17 protein-coding genes are annotated in these 20,555 nt (G+C 70.3%); 9 read left to right on the top strand and 8 right to left on the bottom strand.

Annotated features, from left to right (window positions below):
- Nucleotides 1–3: 3 nt before the first annotated feature.
- Nucleotides 4–1,461, bottom strand: a complete 1,458-nt coding sequence (argH, locus tag TMZ1T_RS07050; protein ID WP_004311463.1) for an argininosuccinate lyase — start codon at nucleotides 1,459–1,461, stop codon at nucleotides 4–6.
- Nucleotides 1,462–1,557: 96 nt separating this feature from the next.
- Between argH and TMZ1T_RS07055 the strand changes: the two genes are divergently transcribed.
- On the top strand, nucleotides 1,558–2,667 hold the full coding sequence (locus TMZ1T_RS07055; protein ID WP_004311461.1) for a sensor histidine kinase: 1,110 nt from the start codon (nucleotides 1,558–1,560) through the stop codon (nucleotides 2,665–2,667).
- Nucleotides 2,664–3,458: a LytR/AlgR family response regulator transcription factor gene (locus TMZ1T_RS07060; RefSeq protein WP_012585012.1), complete on the top strand. Its 795-nt coding sequence runs from the start codon at nucleotides 2,664–2,666 to the stop codon at nucleotides 3,456–3,458. The genes TMZ1T_RS07055 and TMZ1T_RS07060 overlap by 4 nt, the downstream gene beginning before the upstream one ends.
- A 6-nt stretch (nucleotides 3,459–3,464) precedes the next feature.
- Here the strand turns inward: TMZ1T_RS07060 and ppc are convergent, their stop codons facing one another.
- Nucleotides 3,465–6,227 carry a phosphoenolpyruvate carboxylase gene (gene ppc / locus TMZ1T_RS07065; protein ID WP_004308693.1) on the bottom strand — a complete coding sequence of 921 codons (2,763 nt, stop codon included), beginning with the start codon at nucleotides 6,225–6,227 and terminating at the stop codon, nucleotides 3,465–3,467.
- Between the two features lie 256 nt (nucleotides 6,228–6,483).
- Here ppc and hemC point away from each other — a divergent pair, with 256 nt between their 5' ends.
- From hemC to TMZ1T_RS07085, 4 genes are all read left to right on the top strand, one after another.
- Nucleotides 6,484–7,416 carry a hydroxymethylbilane synthase gene (gene hemC / locus TMZ1T_RS07070; protein WP_004308695.1) on the top strand — a complete coding sequence of 311 codons (933 nt, stop codon included), beginning with the start codon at nucleotides 6,484–6,486 and terminating at the stop codon, nucleotides 7,414–7,416.
- A 92-nt stretch (nucleotides 7,417–7,508) separates the two neighbouring features.
- Entirely contained in the window at nucleotides 7,509–8,243 is a 735-nt protein-coding gene (locus TMZ1T_RS07075) for a uroporphyrinogen-III synthase (RefSeq protein ID WP_004308696.1), read from the top strand.
- 10 nt (nucleotides 8,244–8,253) lie between these two features.
- Nucleotides 8,254–9,732, top strand: a complete 1,479-nt coding sequence (locus TMZ1T_RS07080; RefSeq protein WP_012585014.1) for a uroporphyrinogen-III C-methyltransferase — start codon at nucleotides 8,254–8,256, stop codon at nucleotides 9,730–9,732.
- A gap of 10 nt (nucleotides 9,733–9,742) precedes the next feature.
- Entirely contained in the window at nucleotides 9,743–10,936 is a 1,194-nt protein-coding gene (locus TMZ1T_RS07085) for a heme biosynthesis HemY N-terminal domain-containing protein (RefSeq protein ID WP_004308699.1), read from the top strand.
- Between the two features lie 73 nt (nucleotides 10,937–11,009).
- Here TMZ1T_RS07085 and hemF read toward each other — a convergent pair whose 3' ends face one another.
- The 6 genes from hemF to TMZ1T_RS07115 all read right to left on the bottom strand — a co-directional run bounded on the left by hemF (nucleotide 11,010) and on the right by TMZ1T_RS07115 (nucleotide 17,797).
- Nucleotides 11,010–11,918, bottom strand: a complete 909-nt coding sequence (gene hemF, locus TMZ1T_RS07090) for an oxygen-dependent coproporphyrinogen oxidase (protein WP_004308701.1) — start codon at nucleotides 11,916–11,918, stop codon at nucleotides 11,010–11,012.
- Between the two features lie 133 nt (nucleotides 11,919–12,051).
- A complete protein-coding gene (gene purD, locus TMZ1T_RS07095; protein WP_004308702.1) occupies nucleotides 12,052–13,332 on the bottom strand; it encodes a phosphoribosylamine--glycine ligase in 1,281 nt (426 codons plus the stop codon).
- Nucleotides 13,333–13,366: 34 nt separating this feature from the next.
- Nucleotides 13,367–14,956 carry a bifunctional phosphoribosylaminoimidazolecarboxamide formyltransferase/IMP cyclohydrolase gene (gene purH, locus TMZ1T_RS07100; RefSeq protein WP_004308704.1) on the bottom strand — a complete coding sequence of 530 codons (1,590 nt, stop codon included), beginning with the start codon at nucleotides 14,954–14,956 and terminating at the stop codon, nucleotides 13,367–13,369.
- Nucleotides 14,957–15,002: 46 nt separating this feature from the next.
- Entirely contained in the window at nucleotides 15,003–15,239 is a 237-nt protein-coding gene (locus tag TMZ1T_RS07105) for a helix-turn-helix domain-containing protein (RefSeq protein WP_004308706.1), read from the bottom strand.
- Entirely contained in the window at nucleotides 15,236–16,276 is a 1,041-nt protein-coding gene (gene dusB, locus TMZ1T_RS07110; RefSeq protein ID WP_012585015.1) for a tRNA dihydrouridine synthase DusB, read from the bottom strand. The genes TMZ1T_RS07105 and dusB overlap by 4 nt, the downstream gene beginning before the upstream one ends.
- Before the next feature lie 372 nt (nucleotides 16,277–16,648).
- A complete protein-coding gene (locus TMZ1T_RS07115) occupies nucleotides 16,649–17,797 on the bottom strand; it encodes a trans-sulfuration enzyme family protein (RefSeq protein WP_004308709.1) in 1,149 nt (382 codons plus the stop codon).
- A gap of 148 nt (nucleotides 17,798–17,945) precedes the next feature.
- On the opposite strand from TMZ1T_RS07115, the gene TMZ1T_RS07120 reads away from it, so the two are divergent.
- The 3 genes from TMZ1T_RS07120 to TMZ1T_RS07130 are packed head-to-tail and all read left to right on the top strand — an operon-like array spanning nucleotide 17,946 to nucleotide 20,457.
- Entirely contained in the window at nucleotides 17,946–18,974 is a 1,029-nt protein-coding gene (locus TMZ1T_RS07120; protein ID WP_012585016.1) for a methionine ABC transporter ATP-binding protein, read from the top strand.
- Nucleotides 18,974–19,633, top strand: a complete 660-nt coding sequence (locus TMZ1T_RS07125) for a methionine ABC transporter permease (RefSeq protein WP_004308713.1) — start codon at nucleotides 18,974–18,976, stop codon at nucleotides 19,631–19,633. The genes TMZ1T_RS07120 and TMZ1T_RS07125 overlap by 1 nt, the downstream gene beginning before the upstream one ends.
- 23 nt (nucleotides 19,634–19,656) lie before the next feature.
- Nucleotides 19,657–20,457, top strand: coding sequence for a MetQ/NlpA family ABC transporter substrate-binding protein (locus tag TMZ1T_RS07130; RefSeq protein WP_004308714.1), 801 nt, complete (start codon nucleotides 19,657–19,659; stop codon nucleotides 20,455–20,457).
- Nucleotides 20,458–20,555: the final 98 nt, after the last annotated feature.

Raw genomic sequence — 20,555 nt, forward strand, 5'->3', positions numbered from 1 at the left:
GGCTCAGCCTTGGCCGAGGCCGAGGCCGATGCGGGCGCGCGCCACCGCGGCGCGCACCTGCTCGGGCGCGGTGCCGCCGATGTGCTTGCGCGAGGCCAGCGAGCCTTCGACGGTGAGGACGCCGAAGACGTCCTCACCGAGGCGCTCGGCGGCGCCGGGCACGTGGGCCATGGCGATGCGCAGCTCGTCGAGGGTGAACTGCGGCAGGTCGCAGCCCTTGACCTCGGCTGCGCGCACCGCCAGCGCCACGGCCTCGTGGGCGTCGCGGAAGGGCAGGCCCTTCTTCACCAGGTAGTCGGCGAGGTCGGTGGCGGTGGCATAGCCCTGGCTGAGCGCGCCGCGCATGGCCTCTGCCTTGACGCGGATGCCGCCGATCATGTCGGCGTAGATGCGAAGCGTGTCGATGACCGTGTCGGCGGTGTCGAACAAGGGCTCCTTGTCTTCCTGGTTGTCCTTGTTGTACGCCAGCGGCTGGCCCTTCATCAGCGTGAGCAGGGCGACCAGGCTGCCATTGACGCGGCCGGTCTTGCCGCGCACCAGCTCGGGCACGTCGGGGTTCTTCTTCTGCGGCATGATCGAGCTGCCGGTGCAGAAGCGGTCGGCGAGGTCGATGAAGCCCACGCGCGGGCTCATCCACAGGATCAGCTCCTCGGACAGGCGCGACAGGTGGGTCATCAGCAGCGCGCTGGCGGCGCAGAACTCGATCGCGAAGTCGCGGTCGCTGACGGCGTCGAGCGAGTTGTAGCAGACCTCGTCGAAGCCGAGCTCGGAAGCGACGAACTCGCGGTCGATCGGGTAGCTGGTGCCGGCGAGCGCGGCCGAGCCGAGCGGCAGGCGATTGACGCGCTTGCGGCAGTCGGCGAAGCGCTCGGCGTCGCGCCGGCTCATCTCGAAGTAGGCCATCAGGTGGTGGCCGAAGGTGACCGGCTGCGCCACCTGCAGGTGGGTGAAGCCGGGCAGGGGCGTGCCGGCATGGGTTTCGGCGACCTCGAGCAGGCGTGACTGGAACTCGGCGATCAGCCCGAGGATGCGGTCGATCGCGTCGCGCAGCCACAGGCGGATGTCGGTGGCGACCTGGTCGTTGCGGCTGCGTCCGGTGTGCAGGCGTTTTCCCGCGTCGCCCACCAGCGCGGTGAGGCGCTTCTCGATGTTCAGGTGCACGTCCTCGTCGTCGAGGCTCCAGGCAAATTCGCCGCGCTCGATCTCGCCGGCGATCTGTGCCATCCCGCGCTCGATGTCGACGAGATCCTGCGTGCCGATGATGCCCTGGCGGGCGAGCATCCTGGCGTGCGCGAGCGAGCCGCGGATGTCCTGCGCGGCCATGCGCTGGTCGAAGGACACGCTCGCCGTGTAGCGCTTGACGAGTTCGGAAACGGGTTCGGAGAAGCGGCCGGACCAGGCCTTGGCGCTCGCGTCGGCGGGGGCGTTGGCGCTGGCGGCCGGCGTCGTGGTGTCTGTCATAATCGGGGTGTTGGAAACGGAAAAGGCCGGCCCTGCGCTGCCGGCCCGGCATGGAACGATTACGGGAAGGGGCGCCGCCTGCGGTGGCGCGCGTAGATGGCCGAAAGTATAAAGCAAAAGCCCCCGGCGCTCGGCGCGCCGGGCCTGCCCGACTTCCGCAACCTCGGGGTGATGTTGCGCGTCCTGCTGGCGGTGAACCTCTTCGCCGCGCTCACCGTGGCGATCCGGCTCGATGCGCCCGCCCGGCTCGCCGACGAGCTCGCGCTGATGGCCGGGCGGGTGGAGCTGCCGCTGCTGCTGAGCCTGGTGCTCCTCTACCTCGGCGCGCCCGGGCTGAGTGCGCTGCCGGTCGCGGCCGGGCGCGGCGTCGTACTCGTGCTCGCCAGCCTGGCGGCGATCGCCGCCAGCCTGCTCGCCGCGGTGCCGGCCGCGGAGTGGTGGCGACCACTGGGCTGGGCGTGGCTCGCCGCTGCGCTCTGCCTGGCGTATTTCGACTGGCGCAGCCGGCGCCTGTCGCCGGCGCTCGCCGAGGCGCGGCTGATCGCACTGACCGCGCGCATCCGGCCGCACTTCTTCTTCAACTGCCTGAACGGCGTGCTCGGCGTCATCCGCTCCGAGCCGCGCCGCGCGGAACAGGCGCTGGAGGAGCTCGCCGACCTGTTCCGCGCGCTGATGCAGGACGGCCGCGAGCGCGTGACGCTGGCCGAGGAGATCGAGCTCGCCGAGCGCTACATCGGGCTGGAGCGCCTGCGGCTCGGCGAGCGCCTCGCGGTGCGCTGGGAGTTTGGAGGAGGGGGTGGAGAGGCGGGAGAGGACGGGGAAGGCGGGGAAGGCGGGGAGGGCGGACGAGGTGGTGAAGGCGGCGAGAGGCGTACGCGCGTGCCCGCGGAACTGCTGCGCGCCCGCATGCCTTCGCTGCTGCTTCAACCCCTGCTCGAAAATGCCGTCTACCACGGCATCGAGCCTGCCGCCGCCGCGGGCGAGGTGATCGTCCGCATCGCGCGCCACGGCAAGGAGCTTTGCATCGAGGTGGACAACCCGGTCGCCGCGCAGGGGCTGCACCATGTCGGCAACCGCATGGCGCTGGATAACATCCGCGAGCGCCTGATGCTGTTCCACGACCTCGAGGCGAGGCTGGAGATCGACGAGGCGGATGGCCGCTACCGGGTGCGCATCCGCCTGCCCTGGGAGAGGGAGGCCGCATGACCGCAACCGCACCCGAGGCTGTCGCGGCGCTGCGCGTGCTCGTCGTCGATGACGAAGCGCCGGCGCGTGCGCGCCTGCGCGACCTGCTCGGCGACGTCGCCGGGCAGCAGCCCAACGCGATCGTCGGCATGGCCGCCAACGGCGTCGAGGCCCTGCGACTGCTCGACGCCGCGGCGGCCGACGTGGTGCTGGCCGACATCCGCATGCCGGTGATGGACGGCGTGGAGCTCGCCCGCCACCTCGCCCGCCTGCCGGCGCCTCCGGCGCTGGTCTTCGTGACCGCCTACGACCAGTACGCGGTGCAGGCCTTCGAGCTTGCCGCGGTGGATTACCTGCTCAAGCCGGTGCGCGCGCAGCGCCTGGCCGCGGCGCTCGAGCGCGTACGCGCGCGCCGCGCGCCGCCGGCGGCCGACGTGCTGGCCACGCTGGCGACGCGCGCGCGTCGCCACTTCAGTGTCGCGGAGTGCGGCCGCATTCTGCTGGTGCCGGTGGCCGAGGTGCGCTATCTGCGTGCCGAGCTCAAGTACGTCACCGCGCGCACCGCGGCGCGCGAGTATGTGCTCGACGAGTCGCTGGTGCAGATCGAGCAGGAGTTTCCGCGCAGTTTCCTGCGCCTGCACCGCAACTGCCTGGTCGCGTTCGCCGCGGTGGCGGGTGTGGAGCGGGCAGCGGAGCGGGATGGACAGAAGGAGGCCGAGCCGCGCTGGGAGGTGCTGTTGCGCGATCTGCCCGAGCGTCTGCCGGTGAGCCGGCGGCAGTGGCCGGCGGTGCGGCAGGCGCTCGGCCTGTAAGACGGCTCAGCCGCTGTTGCGCAAGCCCGCGGCGATGCCGTTGATGGAGATGTGGATGCCGAGCCGGATGCGCTCGTCGATGCCGCCCGCCTCGGCGGCGTCGCGGTGGCGGCGCAGCAGCTCGACCTGGACGTGGTTGAGCGGGTCGAGGTAGGGGAAGCGGTTGCGGATCGAGCGCTTGAGCAGCGGGTTGGCGTCGAGCAGCTCGCTCTGGCCGGTGATCCGCAGCACCGCCCCGACCGTGGCCTGGTGCTCGGCGCGGATGCGCCCGAAGATCGTGTCGCGCAGCGCCGCGTCCTTGACCAGCTCGGCGTAGCGGCTGGCGATCGCGAGGTCGGTCTTGGACAGCACCATGTCCATGTTCGACAGCAGGGTCTGGAAGAAGGGCCATTCCATGTTCATGCGCTGCAAGAGCGCCAGGCCGTCGTCCGGGTTGGCGGTGAGGAAATCGCGCACCGCGCTGCCGAAGCCGTACCAGCCCGGCAGCATCACCCGGCACTGCGACCAGCTGAACACCCAGGGGATCGCGCGCAGGTCCTCGATCGCGGTGCTCTTCTTGCGCGAGGCCGGGCGGCTGCCGATGTTGAGCGCCGCGATCTCGCTGATCACGGTCGACTCCCAGAAGTAGCGCTCGAAACCCTCGGTCTCGTAGACCAGGCCCCGGTAGGCCGCGAAGGCCGCGTCCGAGAGCGCCTGCATGGCGTCGAGGAAGGCGGGCGGCGTCGGGCTGGCGCTGGCCGGGCGCAGGCTGGACTCGAGCGTGGCGGCGACCAGCACCTCGAGGTTGCGCCGGCCGACTTCCGGATTGCCATATTTGGCGCCGATCACCTCGCCCTGTTCGGTGAGGCGGATCTGCCCCTGCACCGCGCCCTCGGGCTGGGCGAGGATGGCCTGGTAGCTCGGGCCGCCGCCACGGCCCACCGAGCCACCGCGGCCGTGGAAGAGGCGCAGGCGCACGCCGTGGCGCGCGAAGGTTTCGACCAGCTCGCCCTCGGCCTTGTAGAGCGCCCAGCCCGAGGTCAGGAAGCCGCCGTCCTTGTTGCTGTCGGAGTAGCCGAGCATGACCTCCTGGGTGTGGTCGCGCGCTTCGAGCAGTCCGCGGTAGGCGGGGATCGAGAAGATGCGCGCCATCACGCCGGCGGCGTTCTCGAGGTCGCCGATGGTCTCGAAGAGCGGCACGATGTTCACGTCGAGCGCGTTCTCGAGCGGGCGCAGGAGGCCCGCCTCCTTCAGCAGTACCGCGAGTTCGAGCAGGTCGGAGACGTCGTCGGTCTTGGAGATGATGCAGTTGCGGATCGCCGCCGTGCCGTAGCGCAGGTGGGCCTGGCGGGCGGCGCGGAAGATCGCCAGCTCGCCCTCGGTCTCGTCCGTGTAGCGGACGTGCGGCGAGGCGAGCGGGCGCGCGGTGGCGAGTTCTTCGAGCAGCAGCGCACAGCGCGCGTCCTCGTCGAGGCTGGCATAGGCGGTGCCGGGGCAGGCGCGTTCGAGCAGCTCGGCGACCGTGCGTTCGTGCACATCCGAGTTCTGGCGCAGGTCGAGCGGGGCGAGATGGAAGCCGAACACCTTCACCGCGCGGCGCAGGTGGCGCAGCCGCCCGCGCGTGAGCGCGCCCGAGCCGTTGGCGGCGAGCGAGCGGTGCAGCACCTCGAGGTCCTCGGCGAGCGCGGCCGCGCTCGGGTAGGGCTGGGCGGCGGCGACCGCGTGGCGTAGCGGGTCGTGGCCAAGCAGGCTGCGGTAGGTGGCGGCCAGGCGCGCGTAGATGCCCGAGATCGCGCGCCGGTAGGGCTCGTCGCTGCGATGCGGCGAGTGGTCGGGCGAGGCCTCGGCAAGCGCGAGCAGGGCATCGGAGGCCGAGACCAGGCCGATGCCGAGCGAGAGCTGCGAGCCCAGGATGTGCAACTCGTCCAGATAATGCCCGAGCGCGACCGCGCACTGCATGGCGAGCGCGCGCTCGAGCACCTCGGCGGTGACGAAGGGGTTGCCGTCGCGGTCGCCGCCGATCCAGCTCCCCACCTGCACGAAGGCGGCGAGCTCGGGCGTGCCCAGCGCCCGGTCGGCGGCGGCGAGACGGTCCTCCAGGCTGGCGTAGAGCCGTGGCAGTTCGCGCAGGAAGGTGGTCTCGAAGTAGGACAGGCCGTTGTTGACCTCATCGATCACCGACAGCTTGGCGGTGCGCAGCATGCGCGTCTGCCACAGCGTCAGCACCGCGCGACGCAGCGCCTCGTCGTTGGCCTCGGCCTCCTCGGGGGTGAGCTGCATGCGGTCGCGCGCGTCCAGGAGCCGCGCGATCACGGTCTCGCAGTTGAGGATGCTCTTCCTCTGCACCTCGGTGGGGTGGGCGGTGAGCACCGGCGACACCAGCGCGCCGTCGAAGAAGCCGGCCAGCGCCGCGGGGTCGGCCGCACCGCTGTCGAGCGCGCGCTCGAGCGCGTGCGCCAGGCTGCCCTCGCGCGGTGCCGAGCCGGCGATCAGGTGCGCGCGCGAGCGCCGGATGTGGTGCTGGTCCTCGGCGATGTTGGCCAGGTGGGAGAAATAGCTGAAGGCGCGCACCACCTGGATGGTCTGCTCGCGTGACAAGGCGTCGAGGATGTCCTCCAGCTCGCGGCGCGCGGCGATGTCGTCGTCGCGGCGGAAGCGCACCGAGTTCTGGCGGATGCGTTCGATGAGGCCGAATGCGGCCTCGCCCTGCTGGTCGCGCACGGTGTCGCCGAGCAGGCGGCCGAGCAGGCGGATGTCGTCGCGGAGGGGGGCGTCCTTGTCCTGGTTCATTCTTTCGTTTCGGAATTCGATTGGAGGGGAGAGCGGAGCTTACCGCAAGCGGGTCGCTTTCCTGCCCGTTTCGGGTCGATCCCCGGTGCTGCCGTCTTTCGCGCCGGCTGCCCGGTGGGAGGCGGCGCGGCCGGCCCGCGTGCTAGAATACGCCCAGTCGTGCGGACGCATTCAGCATTCTGTCATGTTGCGATGCATCATCCTGGCGCCCGTCGCCTCCGCACCTGTGCCCCCGTTTTCCAGGTGAATCCCGATCGTGAGTCAAAGCAGCCCCGAGCGCATCGTCATCGCAACCCGTGAGAGCCGTCTCGCCCTGTGGCAGGCCGAGCACATCAAGGCCCGCCTCGAGGCGCTCCACCCCGGCTGCCGGGTCGAGCTGCTCGGCATGACCACGCGTGGCGACCAGATCCTCGATCGTCCGCTCGCGAAGGTCGGCGGCAAGGGCCTGTTCGTCAAGGAGCTCGAGACCGCGCTGCTCGACGGCCGCGCAGACATCGCCGTGCATTCGATGAAGGACGTGCCGATGGTGATGGAGCCGGAGTTCGCGCTGCCCTGCATCACCGCGCGCGAGGTCCCGCTCGACGCCTTCGTCTCCAGCCGCTACGAGAGCCTCGCCGACATGCCCCCGGGTGCCGTGGTCGGGACCTCCTCGCTGCGCCGCGAGTCGCAGATCCACGCGCAGTATCCCTTCCTCGGCGTCACCAGTCTGCGTGGCAACCTCGATACCCGCCTGCGCAAGCTCGACGAGGGTCAGTACGACGCCATCATCCTCGCCGCCGCCGGCCTCACGCGGCTCGGCCTGGGCGAGCGCATCCGCTCGGTGATGCCGGCCGAGGTCTCGTTGCCCGCGGCCGGGCAGGGCGCGCTCGGCATCGAATGCCTTTCGGCGCGCGCGGACGTGATCGGCTGGCTGCAGCCGCTCGTCGATGCCGACACCACCGCGTGCGTCCTCGCCGAGCGCGCGGTCGCACGCGCGCTCGCCGGCAGCTGCGAGGTGCCGCTGGGCGCCTACGCGGTGATGCGCGAGGGGCGGCTGTGGTTGCGCGGCTTCGTCGCGCGCCCCGACGGCAGCACCATCGTGCGCGCCGAACGCGAGGGCGCGCCGGCCGAGGCCGAGGCGCTCGGGCGCGCGCTCGCCGACGACCTGCGGGCGCAGGGCGCGGAAGCGATCCTCGCCGAGCTCGGCTGAGCGGACGGCAAGGGAGGCGCGCGGTGACGACCCCGGCGGCAGCTTCCGATCTCCGGTCCGTGCGTCCCCTCGCCGGGCGCACCCTCGTCGTCATGCGCCCGCGCGAGCAGGCCGAAAGCCTGTGCGCCCGCCTCGAGGCCGCCGGCGGGCGTGCGCTGCGCTTTCCGGTGATCGCGGTCGGTCCGGCGCTCGATCCGGCGCCGCTGCAGGCCATCGTTGGCCGCCTCGACGAGTTCGACCTCGCCTTCTTCGTCAGCCCCAACGCGGTCGACCACGCCATGCGCGCGATCCTGCCGCAGCGCACCTGGCCCGCCCGCCTTCGTGTCGCCACCGTGGGCAAGGGCAGCCAGCGCGTGATGCAGGACTGGGGCTTCGCGAACGTCATCGCGCCGCAGGACGGTTTCGACAGCGAGGCCGTGATCGCCCTGCCCGAATTCGCCGCCGACGCGGTGCGCGGGCGCAAGGTGCTGATCTTCCGTGGCGACGGCGGCCGCGAACTGCTCGCCGACACCTTGCGCGAACGCGGCGCGAGCGTGGAATATGTCACCTGCTACCGACGCCATTGTCCCGAGGCCGATCCCGCGCTGCTGCTCGGGCCAGCGGCGCGGGGCGAGCTCGACGGCCTGCTGCTGACCAGCAGCGAGGGCGTACGCAATCTGGAATGGATGCTCGGCACGGAGGGGCTCGCCGCCCTGCACGCCGTGACGGTGTTCGCCACGCACCCGCGCATCGTCGCGCAGGCGCGTGCGGCCGGTTTCGAACGGGTGGTCGAGACGCCGGCCGGAGACGACGGTTTGATGCAGGCCCTAGAAAGCCATTTTGCCTAGACGTGGAACCATGAGACAAGAAAATCCCGCTCTGACCCAGCCGCCGCCGGCGACGTCCGCATCGCCGGCCCCGGAGGAGACCCGACCCGTCATCGAGGAGGTGGGCGTGCCCGAGGCACCGCCCGCAGCCGAGGTGGATCCCGCGGCGCGCGGCGCTGCGAGCGAGGGCGATCCGGTCGCCCCCGCCGCACGAACGGCGAACGCCGCCGAGGAGCAGCCCGCTCGCAGTCCCGCCGCGTGGTGGGCGCTGCTGCTGGCGCTGATCGCCGTCGGCGTGGCCGGCTGGTCGATCTGGCAGGCTCGCGAGATGCGCCTGCAGACGGGACAGCTGCGCGCGGAGGTCGCCAGCCGTCTCTCCGATGGCGAGACCATCGCCACCGAGGCGCGCGGGATGATGCGCCAGCAGCAGGAGGTCATCGCCTCGCTGCAGGGCAAGCTCGGTGCGCTCGAATCCAGGGTCGAGACCACACAGGGCCAGGCCGAGGCGCTCGAGGCGCTTTACCAGGAGTTCTCGCGCAGCCGCGAGGACGGCGTGCTCGCCGAAGTCGAGCAGGCCGTCGCGCTGGCCTCTCAGCAGCTGCAGATCGCGGGCAACGTCGAGGCCGCGCTGATCGGCCTGCAGGAGGCCGAGGCCCGGTTGGCGATCCACGATCGCGGCCAGCTCGCCACCCTGCGCCGTGCGCTCGTGCGCGACATCGAGGAGCTGCGCCTGCTGCCGGTGCTGGATGTTTCCGGCCTCAGCCTGCGCCTGGAGCTGATGCTCGAGCGTGCGGACACGCTGCCGCTCGCCTTCGAGAGCCCGCTGCCGGCTGCCGCTGCGGTGGGCGCGGAGATGGGGCCTGCCGATGGCGGTGGCTTCGTGGGCTGGATGGCCGGTGTGTGGCGCTTCGCGCAGAACGTCGCGGCCGATGCCTGGAGCGAGATCCGCACCCTGATCCGCGTCGAGCGCCTCGACCAGGAAGATCCGGTGCTGCTCGCGCCCGAGCAGAACACCTTCCTGCGCGAGAACCTCAAGATGCGCCTGCTCACCGCGCGCCTCGCGCTGATGGCGCGCGACGGCCGCAGCTACGCAGCCGATCTTGCCCAGGCCCGCCAGTGGTTGGAGCGTTTCTACGACCTGCGCGACGAGCGGGTGCAGGCCGCGCTCGGCGAGTTGAAGCAACTCGAGGCGGTGAAGGTGCGCTACGCGCCGCCCGATCTGAGCGAGACCTTCAGCGCCTTGCGCAGCGTGCAGTCGCGCGCTGGCCGCAGCGGCGCGGATGCGCGCGGCGCTGCCGCGCCTGCGCAGGCAGCGCCTGCAGCCGCTGCCGCGCCCGCTCCTGCGTCCGCCCCTGCCGAAGCGCCCGTGGCGACTGCCGAGACCCCGGCATCCGCAGCCCAGGGAGCGGCGAACCAGCCTGCCGCTGCCGAGGCGCAGCCTGCTGCGCCGGCCGAGCAGGCGCCTGCGGGCTCCGTGACCGACGCTGCCGCCCCGGCGGCGAGCCAGTGAGGGCCGAACGATGCGCGCACTGATCTGGCTGATCGGCATCTTCGCCCTCGCCGTCGGCGTGACGATGCTGGCCGGCGTGAATGACGGCTACGTTCTCGTCGTGCTGTCGCCGTGGCGGGCCCAGGTTTCGCTGAACCTCTTCATCGTGGTGCTGGTGGTGGGCGTCGCCCTCATCCACCTGCTGCTGCGCATGGTGACCCGTACCGTGCAGCTGCCCGGCCGGGTGGCGCGCTGGCGCGAGCGCCGGCGTCGCGACAAGGCCGACCGGGCGCTGCACGGTTCGGTGACGGCGCTCTTCGAGGGGCGTTACTCGGAAGCCCTCAAATCCGCCTCGACCGCCTATTCGGCGAGCGATGGTTCGCCGATGGCCGCGCTGGTCGCAGCGCGCGCCGCCTACGGCCTGCAGGACGACACCCGCTACCGCGAGTGGCTGGACCACGCCGCCGAACAGGGCAAGGAGAGCGAGGTGGCCCGCCTGATGACCGAGGCCGAGCTCGCCATCGATGCCCGCCAGTTCGAGCTCGCGGCGGCACGCCTGGCGCAACTGCGCGAGACGGGGCAAAAGCACATCGCGATGCTGCGCCTGGAGAGCAAGGTGGCCTACGAGCTCGGGCGCTGGGAAGAGCTGGTGAACAACGTGCGCCAGCTGCGCAAGCACAAGGCTTTGACCGCGGAGCAGGCTGCGCCCGCGCTGCGTCGTGCCCACGTCGAGCGCATGCGCCAGCTCGTGGGTGATGCGTCCGCCTTGCTCGGGTACTGGCAGGAGATTCCCTCCGAGGAGCTTGCCGACCGGGGGCTGATCAAGGAGGTGCTGCCGCTGATGGCGCGCGCGGGTCAGGCGATGCACATGCGCGCGCAGACCGAGACCTTGCTCGACGAGCAGTGGGACAGCGATCTGGCGCGCCTGTACGCGAGCTGTGCGAACACCATGGACGACACCAACGCTTGTCTGCACAAGGCCGAAGCCTGGCTGGAGAAGCAGCCGCGCGACGCGGGCCTGCTGTTCGCCCTCGGCCAGCTTTGCCGTCGGGTGGAGCTATGGGGCAAGGCGCAGAGCTATCTCGAGGCCTCGTTGAGCGTCGACCCGCAGGTCGGCACCCATCTGGCGCTCGCGCATCTCTTCGAGACCCTGGAGCGCCGTGACGAGTCCCAGCGCCACTACCGCGCCGCGGCCGAGAAGATGGCGGTCGGCGCGCTGGCCTGAGCGAAGAATCACGCAGAGAGATCCCGGGGCCGCGAGGCCCCGTTTTTTTGTCCGCTGCTCGCGATCCGACAAATCAGGCCCAAGCGCGCGGGACGAGGAATTCCTCGTACAGCCTGGCCTCGGGCGAGCCCTCCTGCGGGCGCCAGTCGTAGCGCCACTTCACCACCGGCGGCATCGACATCAGGATGGATTCGGTGCGTCCGCCCGACTGCAGGCCGAACAGCGTGCCGCGGTCGAAGACGAGATTGAACTCGACGTAGCGGCCGCGCCGGTAAGCCTGGAAGTCGCGTTCGCGCTCGCCGTAGGGGATGTCGCGGCGGCGCTCGACGATGGGCAGGTACCCACCCAGGAAGGCCTCGCCCACCGCCTTGGTGAGGCCGAAGGCGGTGTCGAAACCGGTCTTTCCGTCGGCGCCGAGGTCGTCGAAGAACAGCCCGCCCACGCCGCGCGGCTCGTTGCGGTGCTTGAGGAAGAAGTAGCGGTCGCACCAGTCCTTGAGGCGGGCGTATTCGGCCTCGCCGCCCCAGGGTAGCACCGCCGCCTTGCAGCTGCGATGGAAGTGGCGCACGTCCTCCTCGAAGGGGTAGTAGGGCGTCAGGTCCATGCCGCCGCCGAACCACCACACCGGATCCTTGCCTTCGGCCAGCGCGACGAAGCAGCGCACGTTCATATGCACGGTGGGGCAATACGGATTGCGCGGATGCAGCACCAGCGACACGCCCATGGCCTCGAAGCGGCGGCCGGCGAGCTCGGGGCGATGCGCCGTGGCCGAGGCGGGCATGCCGTCTCCCATCACGTGCGAGAAGTTCACCCCGCCGCGCTCGAAGAAATTGCCGTCCTCGATCACTCGGGTGAGGCCGCCGCCACCGCCCGGGCGGTCCCAGCCGTCGCTGCGGAAGGCCTGGCCGTCGAAGGCCTCGAGGCGCTCGACGATGTGGCGCTGCAGCTCGGTGAACCAGGGTTTGACGCTGCGTGGATCCATGCGGGACCTCCGTGGCATTGGCGCGCCAGCGCCCCGCGAGAGCTTCGCGCGCGGACGTCGGCGCTGGGTGAGAGCTACGCCGTCGCTCGCGGAGGCGGAGACGGCGATGGGGCGCCTGCACGGCGCCCGGCGATCAGGCGGTCTTGCGGCCGATCGCGCGGTGGCCGATGTCGCGGCGGTACTGGCGGCCTTCGAAGACGATGCCGTCGGCGACCTCGTAGGCGCGCTTCTGCGCGCTGCGCACGTTGTCGCCGAGCGCGGTCACGCACAGCACGCGCCCGCCGGCAGTGACGACCTGGCTGTCCTGCAGCGCGGTGCCGGCGTGGAAGACATGCACGTCCTCCTGCTCGGAGGCGGGCAGCCCGGTGATGACGTCGCCCTTGCGCGGGCTCTCCGGGTAGCCTGCAGCGGCGAGCACCACGCCGAGCGCGAAGCGGCGGTCCCACTCGGCCTCGGTCTGGTCGAGCTTGCCGGCGATGGCGGCTTCGATCAGATCGGCGAGATCGGTCTTCAGACGCATCATGATCGGCTGCGTCTCGGGATCGCCCATGCGACAGTTGAACTCGACCACGCGCGGCTTGCCCTCGCCGTCGATCATCAGCCCGGCGTAAAGGAATCCGGTGTAGGGCAGGCCCTCGGCGGCCATGCCGGTCAGCGTCGGGTTGATGACCTCGCGCATCACGCGCGCATGCACGTCGGGGGTGACCACCGGGGCGGGCGAGTAGGCGCCCATGCCGCCGGTGTTGGGGCCCTGGTCGCCGTCGTGCAGGCGCTTGTGGTCCTGGCTGGTGGCGAGCGCGAGCGCGTGCTTGCCGTCGGCCATGACGATGAAGCTGGCCTCCTCGCCCTCCATGAACTCCTCGATGACGACGCGCGCACCCGCATCGCCCATCCGGTTGTCGAGCAGCATCATGTCGATCGCGGCGTGCGCCTCGTCGGCCGTCATCGCCACCACCACGCCCTTGCCCGCGGCCAGGCCGTCGGCCTTGATCACGATCGGCGCACCCTCGGCGTCGACGTAGGCGTGTGCGGCGGCGGCATCCGCGAAGGTCTGGTACTTCGCGGTCGGGATGTTGTGGCGGACGAGGAACTGCTTGGCGAAGTCCTTCGAGCTCTCGAGCTGGGCGGCGGCCTTGGTCGGACCGAAGATCGGCAGGCCGGCGGCGCGGAAGGCATCGACCACGCCAGCCGCCAGCGGCGCCTCGGGGCCGACCACGGTGAAGGCGACGTGCTCGTGCTTGGCGAGCTCGACCAGCACCTTGATGTCGGTGACGGGAACGTTCTGCAGCAGCTTTTCGGCAGCGGTGCCGGGGTTGCCCGGCGCCACCAGCACGCGGGTGACCTTGGGCGACTGGGCAAGTTTCCAGGCCAGCGCGTGTTCGCGGCCGCCGGAACCGATGACGAGGACTTTCATGTGCTGCTCCGAAGCTCTGCTGGGGTGGTCGTTCTTAGTGACGGAAGTGACGGAAGCCGGTGAACACCATGGCGATGTCCTGCTCGTTGGCTGCCGCGATCACCTCTTCGTCGCGCATCGAGCCGCCGGGCTGGATCACCGCGGTCGCACCCGCCTGGGCGAGCACGTCGAGGCCGTCGCGGAAGGGGAAGAAGGCGTCCGAGGCGACCACGCAGCCGGCGATCTGCAGACCGGCGTTCTCGGCCTTGATCCTGGCGATGCGCGCCGAGTCGACGCGGCTCATCTGGCCGGCACCGACGCCGATGGTCATGCCGTCCTTGCAGTACACGATGGCGTTGGACTTGACGTACTTGGCCACGCGCCAGGCGAAGAGCATGTCGCGCATCTCGGCTTCCGTCGGCGCCCGCTTCGTGACGACCTTGAGGTCCGCGATCTGGATGCGGGCCTCGTCGGCGCTCTGCACCAGCAGGCCGCCACCGACGCGCTTGTAGTCGAAGGCACCGGCAGGCTGTCCGAGCGCGCAGGTGAGCACGCGCACGTTCTTCTTGCTCGCGAGCAGCTCGAGCGCGTCGGCGGTGTAGGACGGCGCGATCAGCACCTCGAGGAACTGTGCCGAAACGGCCTCGGCCGCGGCACGGTCGACCTCGCCGTTGAACGCGATGATGCCGCCGAAGGCCGAGGTGGGGTCGGTGGAGAAGGCCTTCTTGTAGGCCTCGAGCGGGCTGGCGGCGACGGCCACGCCACAGGGATTGGCGTGCTTGACGATGACGCAGGCCGCCGCCGAGCCGTCGAAGGCCTTCACGCATTCCCAGGCCGCGTCGGCGTCGGCGATGTTGTTGTAGGACAGCTCCTTGCCCTGCAGCTGGGTGTAGCCGGCCACGCCGCCCTCGGCCGCGCCGGGCTGGCGGTAGAAGGCCGCGGTCTGGTGCGGGTTCTCGCCGTAGCGCAGGTCCTGCACCTTGTCGAAGGCGAGCTGCAGGCGCTCGGGATAGGTCTGCAGCGACACGTCGCCGGCCTCGTTGGTGACGAGCGCGGTGAGGTAGTTGGAGATCGCCGAGTCGTAGCGCGCGGTGTGGGTGAAGGCCTTCACCGCGAGCGCGAAGCGGGTCTTGTGGCTGAGCTTGCCGGCGTTGGCCTCGAGCTCTTCGATGATGCAGCCGTAGTCCTCGGGGTCGGTGACGATGCCGACGCCGCCCTGCTCGTTGCCGTGGTTCTTGGCCGCGGCGCGCACCATGGTGGGGCCGCCGATGTCGATGTTCTCGATCGCGTCTTCCAGCGTGCAGTCGGGCTTGGCCACGGTCTGCTGGAAGGGGTAGAGATTGACCACCACCAGGTCGATGCGGCCGATGTCGTGGGCGGCGATGGTGTCCATGTGTTCGGCGAGATCGCGGCGGGCGAGGATGCCGCCATGCACCTTCGGGTGCAGGGTCTTGACCCGGCCGTCCAGCATCTCGGGGAAGCCGGTGTGCTCGGAGACGTCGGTCACCGGCAGGCCGGCCTCGCGCAGCAGGCTGGCGGTGCCGCCGGTCGACAGCAGCTTGATGCCGAGCGCGGAGAGCTTGCGGGCGAAGTCGAGCACGCCACGTTTGTCGGAGACGCTGATCAGGGCTTGGGTCACGTTCATCGTTGGGCCGGAAGCGGAAGGATGGAGGAAAAGGGGAAGCACCCGCTCAGAGCAGGTCGTATTCGGTCAGCTTGCGCCGCAGCGTGTTGCGGTTGATGCCGAGCATCTCGGCGGCCACGGTCTGGTTGCCCCTGGCCTGCTGGAGGACGAAGGCCAGCATCGGACGCTCGACGTTGCGGATCACCATGTCGTGGATCGCCGCCGGCTTCTCGCCGTCGAGGTCGCGGAAATACTGGTCGAGGGTGCGGACGACGGCGTCCGCGATCTCGTTGCTGCGGCTCATGCTGCGAGTTCCTGCGGATATTCGGCGTGCGGCGCGCGCTCGTGCTCGTAGCTCAGGCGGGCGCCGGCCTCGGCGAGCTGGCCGAAGAAGTCGTCCACCGCGGCGAGCTGGGCGGGAATGTCGGGGATCTGGTTCATCGCGCGGCGGAAGGCCGCCGAGCCCACCAGGCCCTTGGTGTACCAGGAGATGTGCTTGCGCGCGATCTTGACGCCGCGGTCGTCGCCGTAGAAGGCGTAGAGGTCGGCGAGGTGCTCGCGGCACACCTGGTGGATCTCGCTCACCAGCGGCGGCGGCAGGAGCTCGCCGGTGGCGAGGAAATGCTCGATCTCGCGGAAGATCCACGGCCGGCCCTGCGCCGCGCGCCCGATCATGACGCCGTCGGCGCCGGTGTAGTCGAGCACGTGCTTGGCTTTCTGCGGGCTGCCGATGTCGCCGTTGGCGATCACCGGGATGTTCACGAGGGTCTTGACGTGGGCGATGGTGTCGTACTCCGCCTCGCCCATGTACTGGTCGGCCCGGGTACGGCCGTGGATGGCGATGGCGCGGATGCCGGACTCCTCGGCGATGCGCGCGATCGTCGGCGCGTTCTTGTTGGCGCGGTTCCAGCCGGTGCGGAACTTGAGCGTGACTGGGGTATCGGGCACCGCCTTGACTACGGCCTCGAGGATGCGCGCGACCAGCGGCTCGTCCTGCATCAGCGCCGAGCCGGCCATCACGTTGCACACCTTCTTGGCCGGGCAGCCCATGTTGATGTCGATGATCTGCGCGCCGTTGTCGGCGTTGAACTTCGCGGCTTCGGCCATCATCGCCGGATCGGCGCCGGCGATCTGCACCGAGATCGGATCGACCTCGCCGGTATGGTCGGCGCGGCGGCGGGTCTTCTCGCTGCCGTAGAGCAGCGAATTGGAGGTGACCATCTCGGATACGGCGACGCCTGCGCCCAGCTTTTTGCAGAGCTGGCGGAAGGGGCGGTCCGTCACGCCGGCCATGGGGGCGACGAAGAGGTTGTTGCGCAGGGTGAAGCCGGCAAACTGCATGGTTGGAAGGACGAGGGGAAACAAAGCATTTTACCCTATCGATCCTGGCCGTGCGCTTGTTGGGGCGCGTGTGCAACACGCTGATGCTGCGCAGCTCCCTGGAGGCGCCTGTCGGGCGCACGACGGATGGTGCGTCGGGCGTGGCGCGCTCTGCGTGTCGTGGTGTGCGCGGAGGCAGGGGGCGGTGAGTGCGAAAGGGCAACTGCTGCAGTGCGCGGCGCGGGGCCGGGGTGGGGGTCGCCGCCTGCCCTCGCGGCCCTTCGCTGCGCTGCGGGCTGCCCTCGGCGGAGGACGTCGCGGGGGCGGCGACCCCCACCCCGGCCCCGCGACCGCAAACGTGGGGGCGGCTTGCGGACGAAACCCGCCCGGGCTTCAGGGCTCGTTTGCTTGCTGCAGCGCCTGTTCGAGGTCGGCGATCAGGTCGTCGCTATCTTCGATGCCCACCGAGAGGCGCAGCAGGTCGAGCGGGCAACGCGTGCCCGGACCCTCGATCGGGCCGCGGTGCTCGATCAGGCTCTCGACCGAGCCGAGCGAGGTCGCGCGGCGGAAGATCTTCACCGCGCCGGCGACCCGGCGTGCGGCATCCTCGCCGCCTCTCACGCGCAGCGACAGCATGGCGCCGAAGCCGCCTTCCATCTGGCGGCAGGCGATGTCGTGACCGCGGTGCGAGGGCAGGCCGGGGTAGAGCACGGCGAGCAGCGCCGGGTGATGTTCGAAATGCTGCGCGATGCGCAGCGCCGAGGCGGCAGCGGTGCGCACGCGGGGAAAGAGCGTGCGCAGGCCGCGGTTGAGCAGCCAGGCTTCGAACGGGCCGAGCACCGCGCCGCCGGCGGCCCGTGCGGTCTTGATGCGCGCCCAGAAGTCGTCCTCGGCGCGCGTCACCAGAACGCCGGCGACCACGTCCGAGTGGCCGTTCAGATATTTGGTCGCCGAGTGCATCACCACGTCGGCCCCGAGCGCCAGCGGCCGGGTGAAGACCGGGGTCGGCACGGTGGAGTCCACCACCAGGCGCGCGCCCGCGGCGTGGGCGAGTTCGGCGGCGCGCGCGATGTCGAGGATTTCCCAGGTCGGGTTTGCGGGCGTCTCCACCCACACCAGGTCGGCCGGGCGCTGCAGCAGTGCGGCGAGCTCCGCGGCGTCGGCGTAGAAATCGAGCGCGATCTGCCAGTTGGCGGCAAAGCCGATCATCCAGTTGCGCAGCGACCAGTACATGTCGTGCGGCGCGACGATGCGCGCGCCCGGCTTCAGCGCCAGCAGCACCGCCGAGGCCGCGGCCATGCCGGAGGCGAACAGCGCCGCTCGAGCGCCGCCTTCCAGCTCGCACAGCAGGGCCTCGGCGGGGTCGTAGGCCGGGCTGGCGTCGCGCGCGTAGATGCGCCCGCCGGGCAGGCTGCCATCCTCGGCGCGCTCGAAGGTGGTCGCCAGGTGGATCGGCGGCACGATGTCGCGGTGCGGCATCGGGGTGGCGCCCGTGCCCTGGGCGGCGAGGGTGGCAGGGGAGAGCTTGGCGTCGTGCTGCATGATGCGCGGTCCTTCGGGCGGGGGATGCGGTGAGGATGAGCAGGAGGGCGGGTGCCCGGGTGGCGGCGAGCCTACAAGTTCCCCGTAGTGGTGTCGAGTCCGGGCTGCGGGTAAGATCTCAGGCTTTTTTCCAGTCCGGAAAGCTCCCGTGATCCGCATCGAAAACCTGCGCAAGACCTACCGTGCTGCCGACGGCCGCGAGGTGGAGGCGCTCGCCGACATCGAGCTCGAGATCGGCGCCGGCGAAGTGTTCGGCATCATCGGCCGCTCGGGCGCGGGCAAGAGCACGCTGATCCGTACCCTCAACCTGCTCGAACGCCCCTCGGCCGGGCGCGTGCTGATCGACGGCGAGGACATCACCACGCTCGACAGCGAGGGCCTGTACGCGCTGCGTCGGCGCGTCGGCATGATTTTCCAGCACTTCAACCTGCTCGGCGCCAAGACCGTCGCCGACAACATCGACTGGCCCCTGAAGGCGACCGGGCACACGAATGCCGCCGAGCGTGCGGTGAGGGTGAAGGAGCTGCTCGCGCTGGTCGGACTGTCCGAGCAGGGCCACAAGTATCCGTCGCAACTGTCGGGCGGGCAGAAGCAGCGCGTGGGCATCGCGCGCGCGCTCGCCAACCGGCCGCAGATCCTGCTGTGCGACGAGGCGACCTCGGCGCTCGACCCCGAGACCACCCAGTCCATCCTGCGCCTGCTGCTCGACATCAACCGCCAGCTCGGCCTCACGATCGTGCTGATCACCCACGAGATGCAGGTCATCCGCACCATCTGCGACCGCGTCGCGGTGATCGACGGCGGGCGCATCGTCGAGTCGGGCAGGGTGGCCGACGTCTTCCTGCACCCGCGGCATCCGGTCACGCGCAGCATGGTGGCGCAGAGCGACGCGCTCGCCGCGGCGAGCTTCGATCCGGCGCACGCCTACATGAAGGACAAGCTGCGCGGCACGCTGGTGCGCCTGACCTACATCGGCGACGTCACCTACCAGCCCATCCTGAGCCGCATCATGGCGGGCGCGAAGGTGCAGATCACGATCCTGCAGGGCGAGGTCTCGAGCATCAAGGACGTCCCCTTCGGCCAGCTGCTGCTCGAGCTCGAGGGCAGCGAGGACGACATCCGCGAGGTGTTCGCCGAGCTCGACCGCCACCAGATCCACCACGAGGTGCTGCAGTAATGGACCTGTCCGTCATCGACTGGAGCGACATCTGGATCGCGACCTGGGAGACCCTGGTCATGACCGGGGTGTCGCTGCTCTTCACCATCCTGCTCGGCCTGCCGCTGGGCATCCTGCTGTTCGTCACCGCCAGGCGCCAGCTGCTGGAGCAGGGCTTCGTCTATACGGTGCTGTCCTTCGTGGTCAACGTGCTGCGCTCGGTGCCCTTCCTGATCCTCTTGATCGTGATGATCCCGGTCACGGTGATCCTGATCGGCACCTCGCTCGGGGTCGAGGGCGCGATCCCGCCGCTGGTGGTGGGCACCGCGCCCTTCTTCGCGCGCCTGGTCGAGAACGTGCTGCGCGAGGTCGACCGCGGCGTCATCGAGGCCTGCCAGGCGATGGGCATCCGCACGCATCGCATCATCTTCGGCGCGCTGCTGCCCGAGGCCCTGCCCGGGCTGATCGCCGCGGTCACCGTGACGGCGATCACCTTGATGTCCTATGCTGCGATGTCCGGCGTGATCGGCGGCGGCGGCCTCGGCGACCTCGCGATCCGTTTCGGCTATCAGCGCTTCCAGACCGAGGTGATGGTGATCACCGTCGCCCTGCTGGTCGTGCTCGTCCAGATCATCCAGTACTCGGGCGACCGCCTGGTGCTGTATTTCACCCGCAAGTGATCCCCACGAAGGAGACTTCAACGATGTCGTTTACCCTGCGCAAACTTCTGGCGGCCGCCCTCGGCACGCTCACCCTGGCCGCCGGCACCGCCGCCGTGGCCGCCGACCGCCTGGTCATCGCCGCCACCCCGGTGCCGCACGCCGAGATCCTCGAGTTCGTCAAGCCGATGCTGGCCAAGGAGGGCGTGGAACTCGAGATCAAGGTGTTCACCGACTACGTCCAGCCCTCGATGCAGACCAACGAGAAGCGCGTCGACGGCAACTTCTTCCTGCACCAGCCCTACCTCGACGCGTTCAAGCAGAAGCAGAAGAACGACATCCAGACCGTGGTCGCCAAGGTCCACGTCGAGCCGCTGGGCGCCTACTCGGCCAAGCACAAGTCGGTGGCCGCCATCCCCGAGGGCGCGACGGTGGCGATCCCGAACGATCCGTCCAACTCGGGCCGCGCGCTGCTGCTGATGGCCAGGAACGGCCTCATCACGCTGAAGGACCTGAACAACATCTCGGCCACCCAGAAGGACATCGCCGACAACCCGAAGAAGCTCAAGATCCGCGAGCTCGAGGCTGCGACCCTGCCGCGCGTGCTCAACCAGGTCGACCTGGCGGTGATCAACACCAACTACGCGATCGAGGCCAAGCTCAACCCGGTCAAGGACTCGCTGTTCATCGAGGACGCCACCTCGCCCTACGCCAACCTGCTGGTGGCGCGCGAGGACAACGCGACCAGCCCGGCGATCAAGAAGCTCGCCGCCGCGCTGAACTCGCCCGAGGTCAGGCAGTTCCTCTCCGACAAGTACCAGGGCGCGGTGGTGCCGGCGTTCTGATCGGTCGAGCCGCGGCGGTCTTGCAGGAGCGACGCGCGTCGCGACCGGCGGTGCCGGATGCGACCGGCGTTGGCGGGCGCGCAGCGGCTGCAATCGCG

This window comes from Thauera aminoaromatica, from assembly GCF_000021765.1.
Lineage (GTDB): Bacteria > Pseudomonadota > Gammaproteobacteria > Burkholderiales > Rhodocyclaceae > Thauera > Thauera aminoaromatica.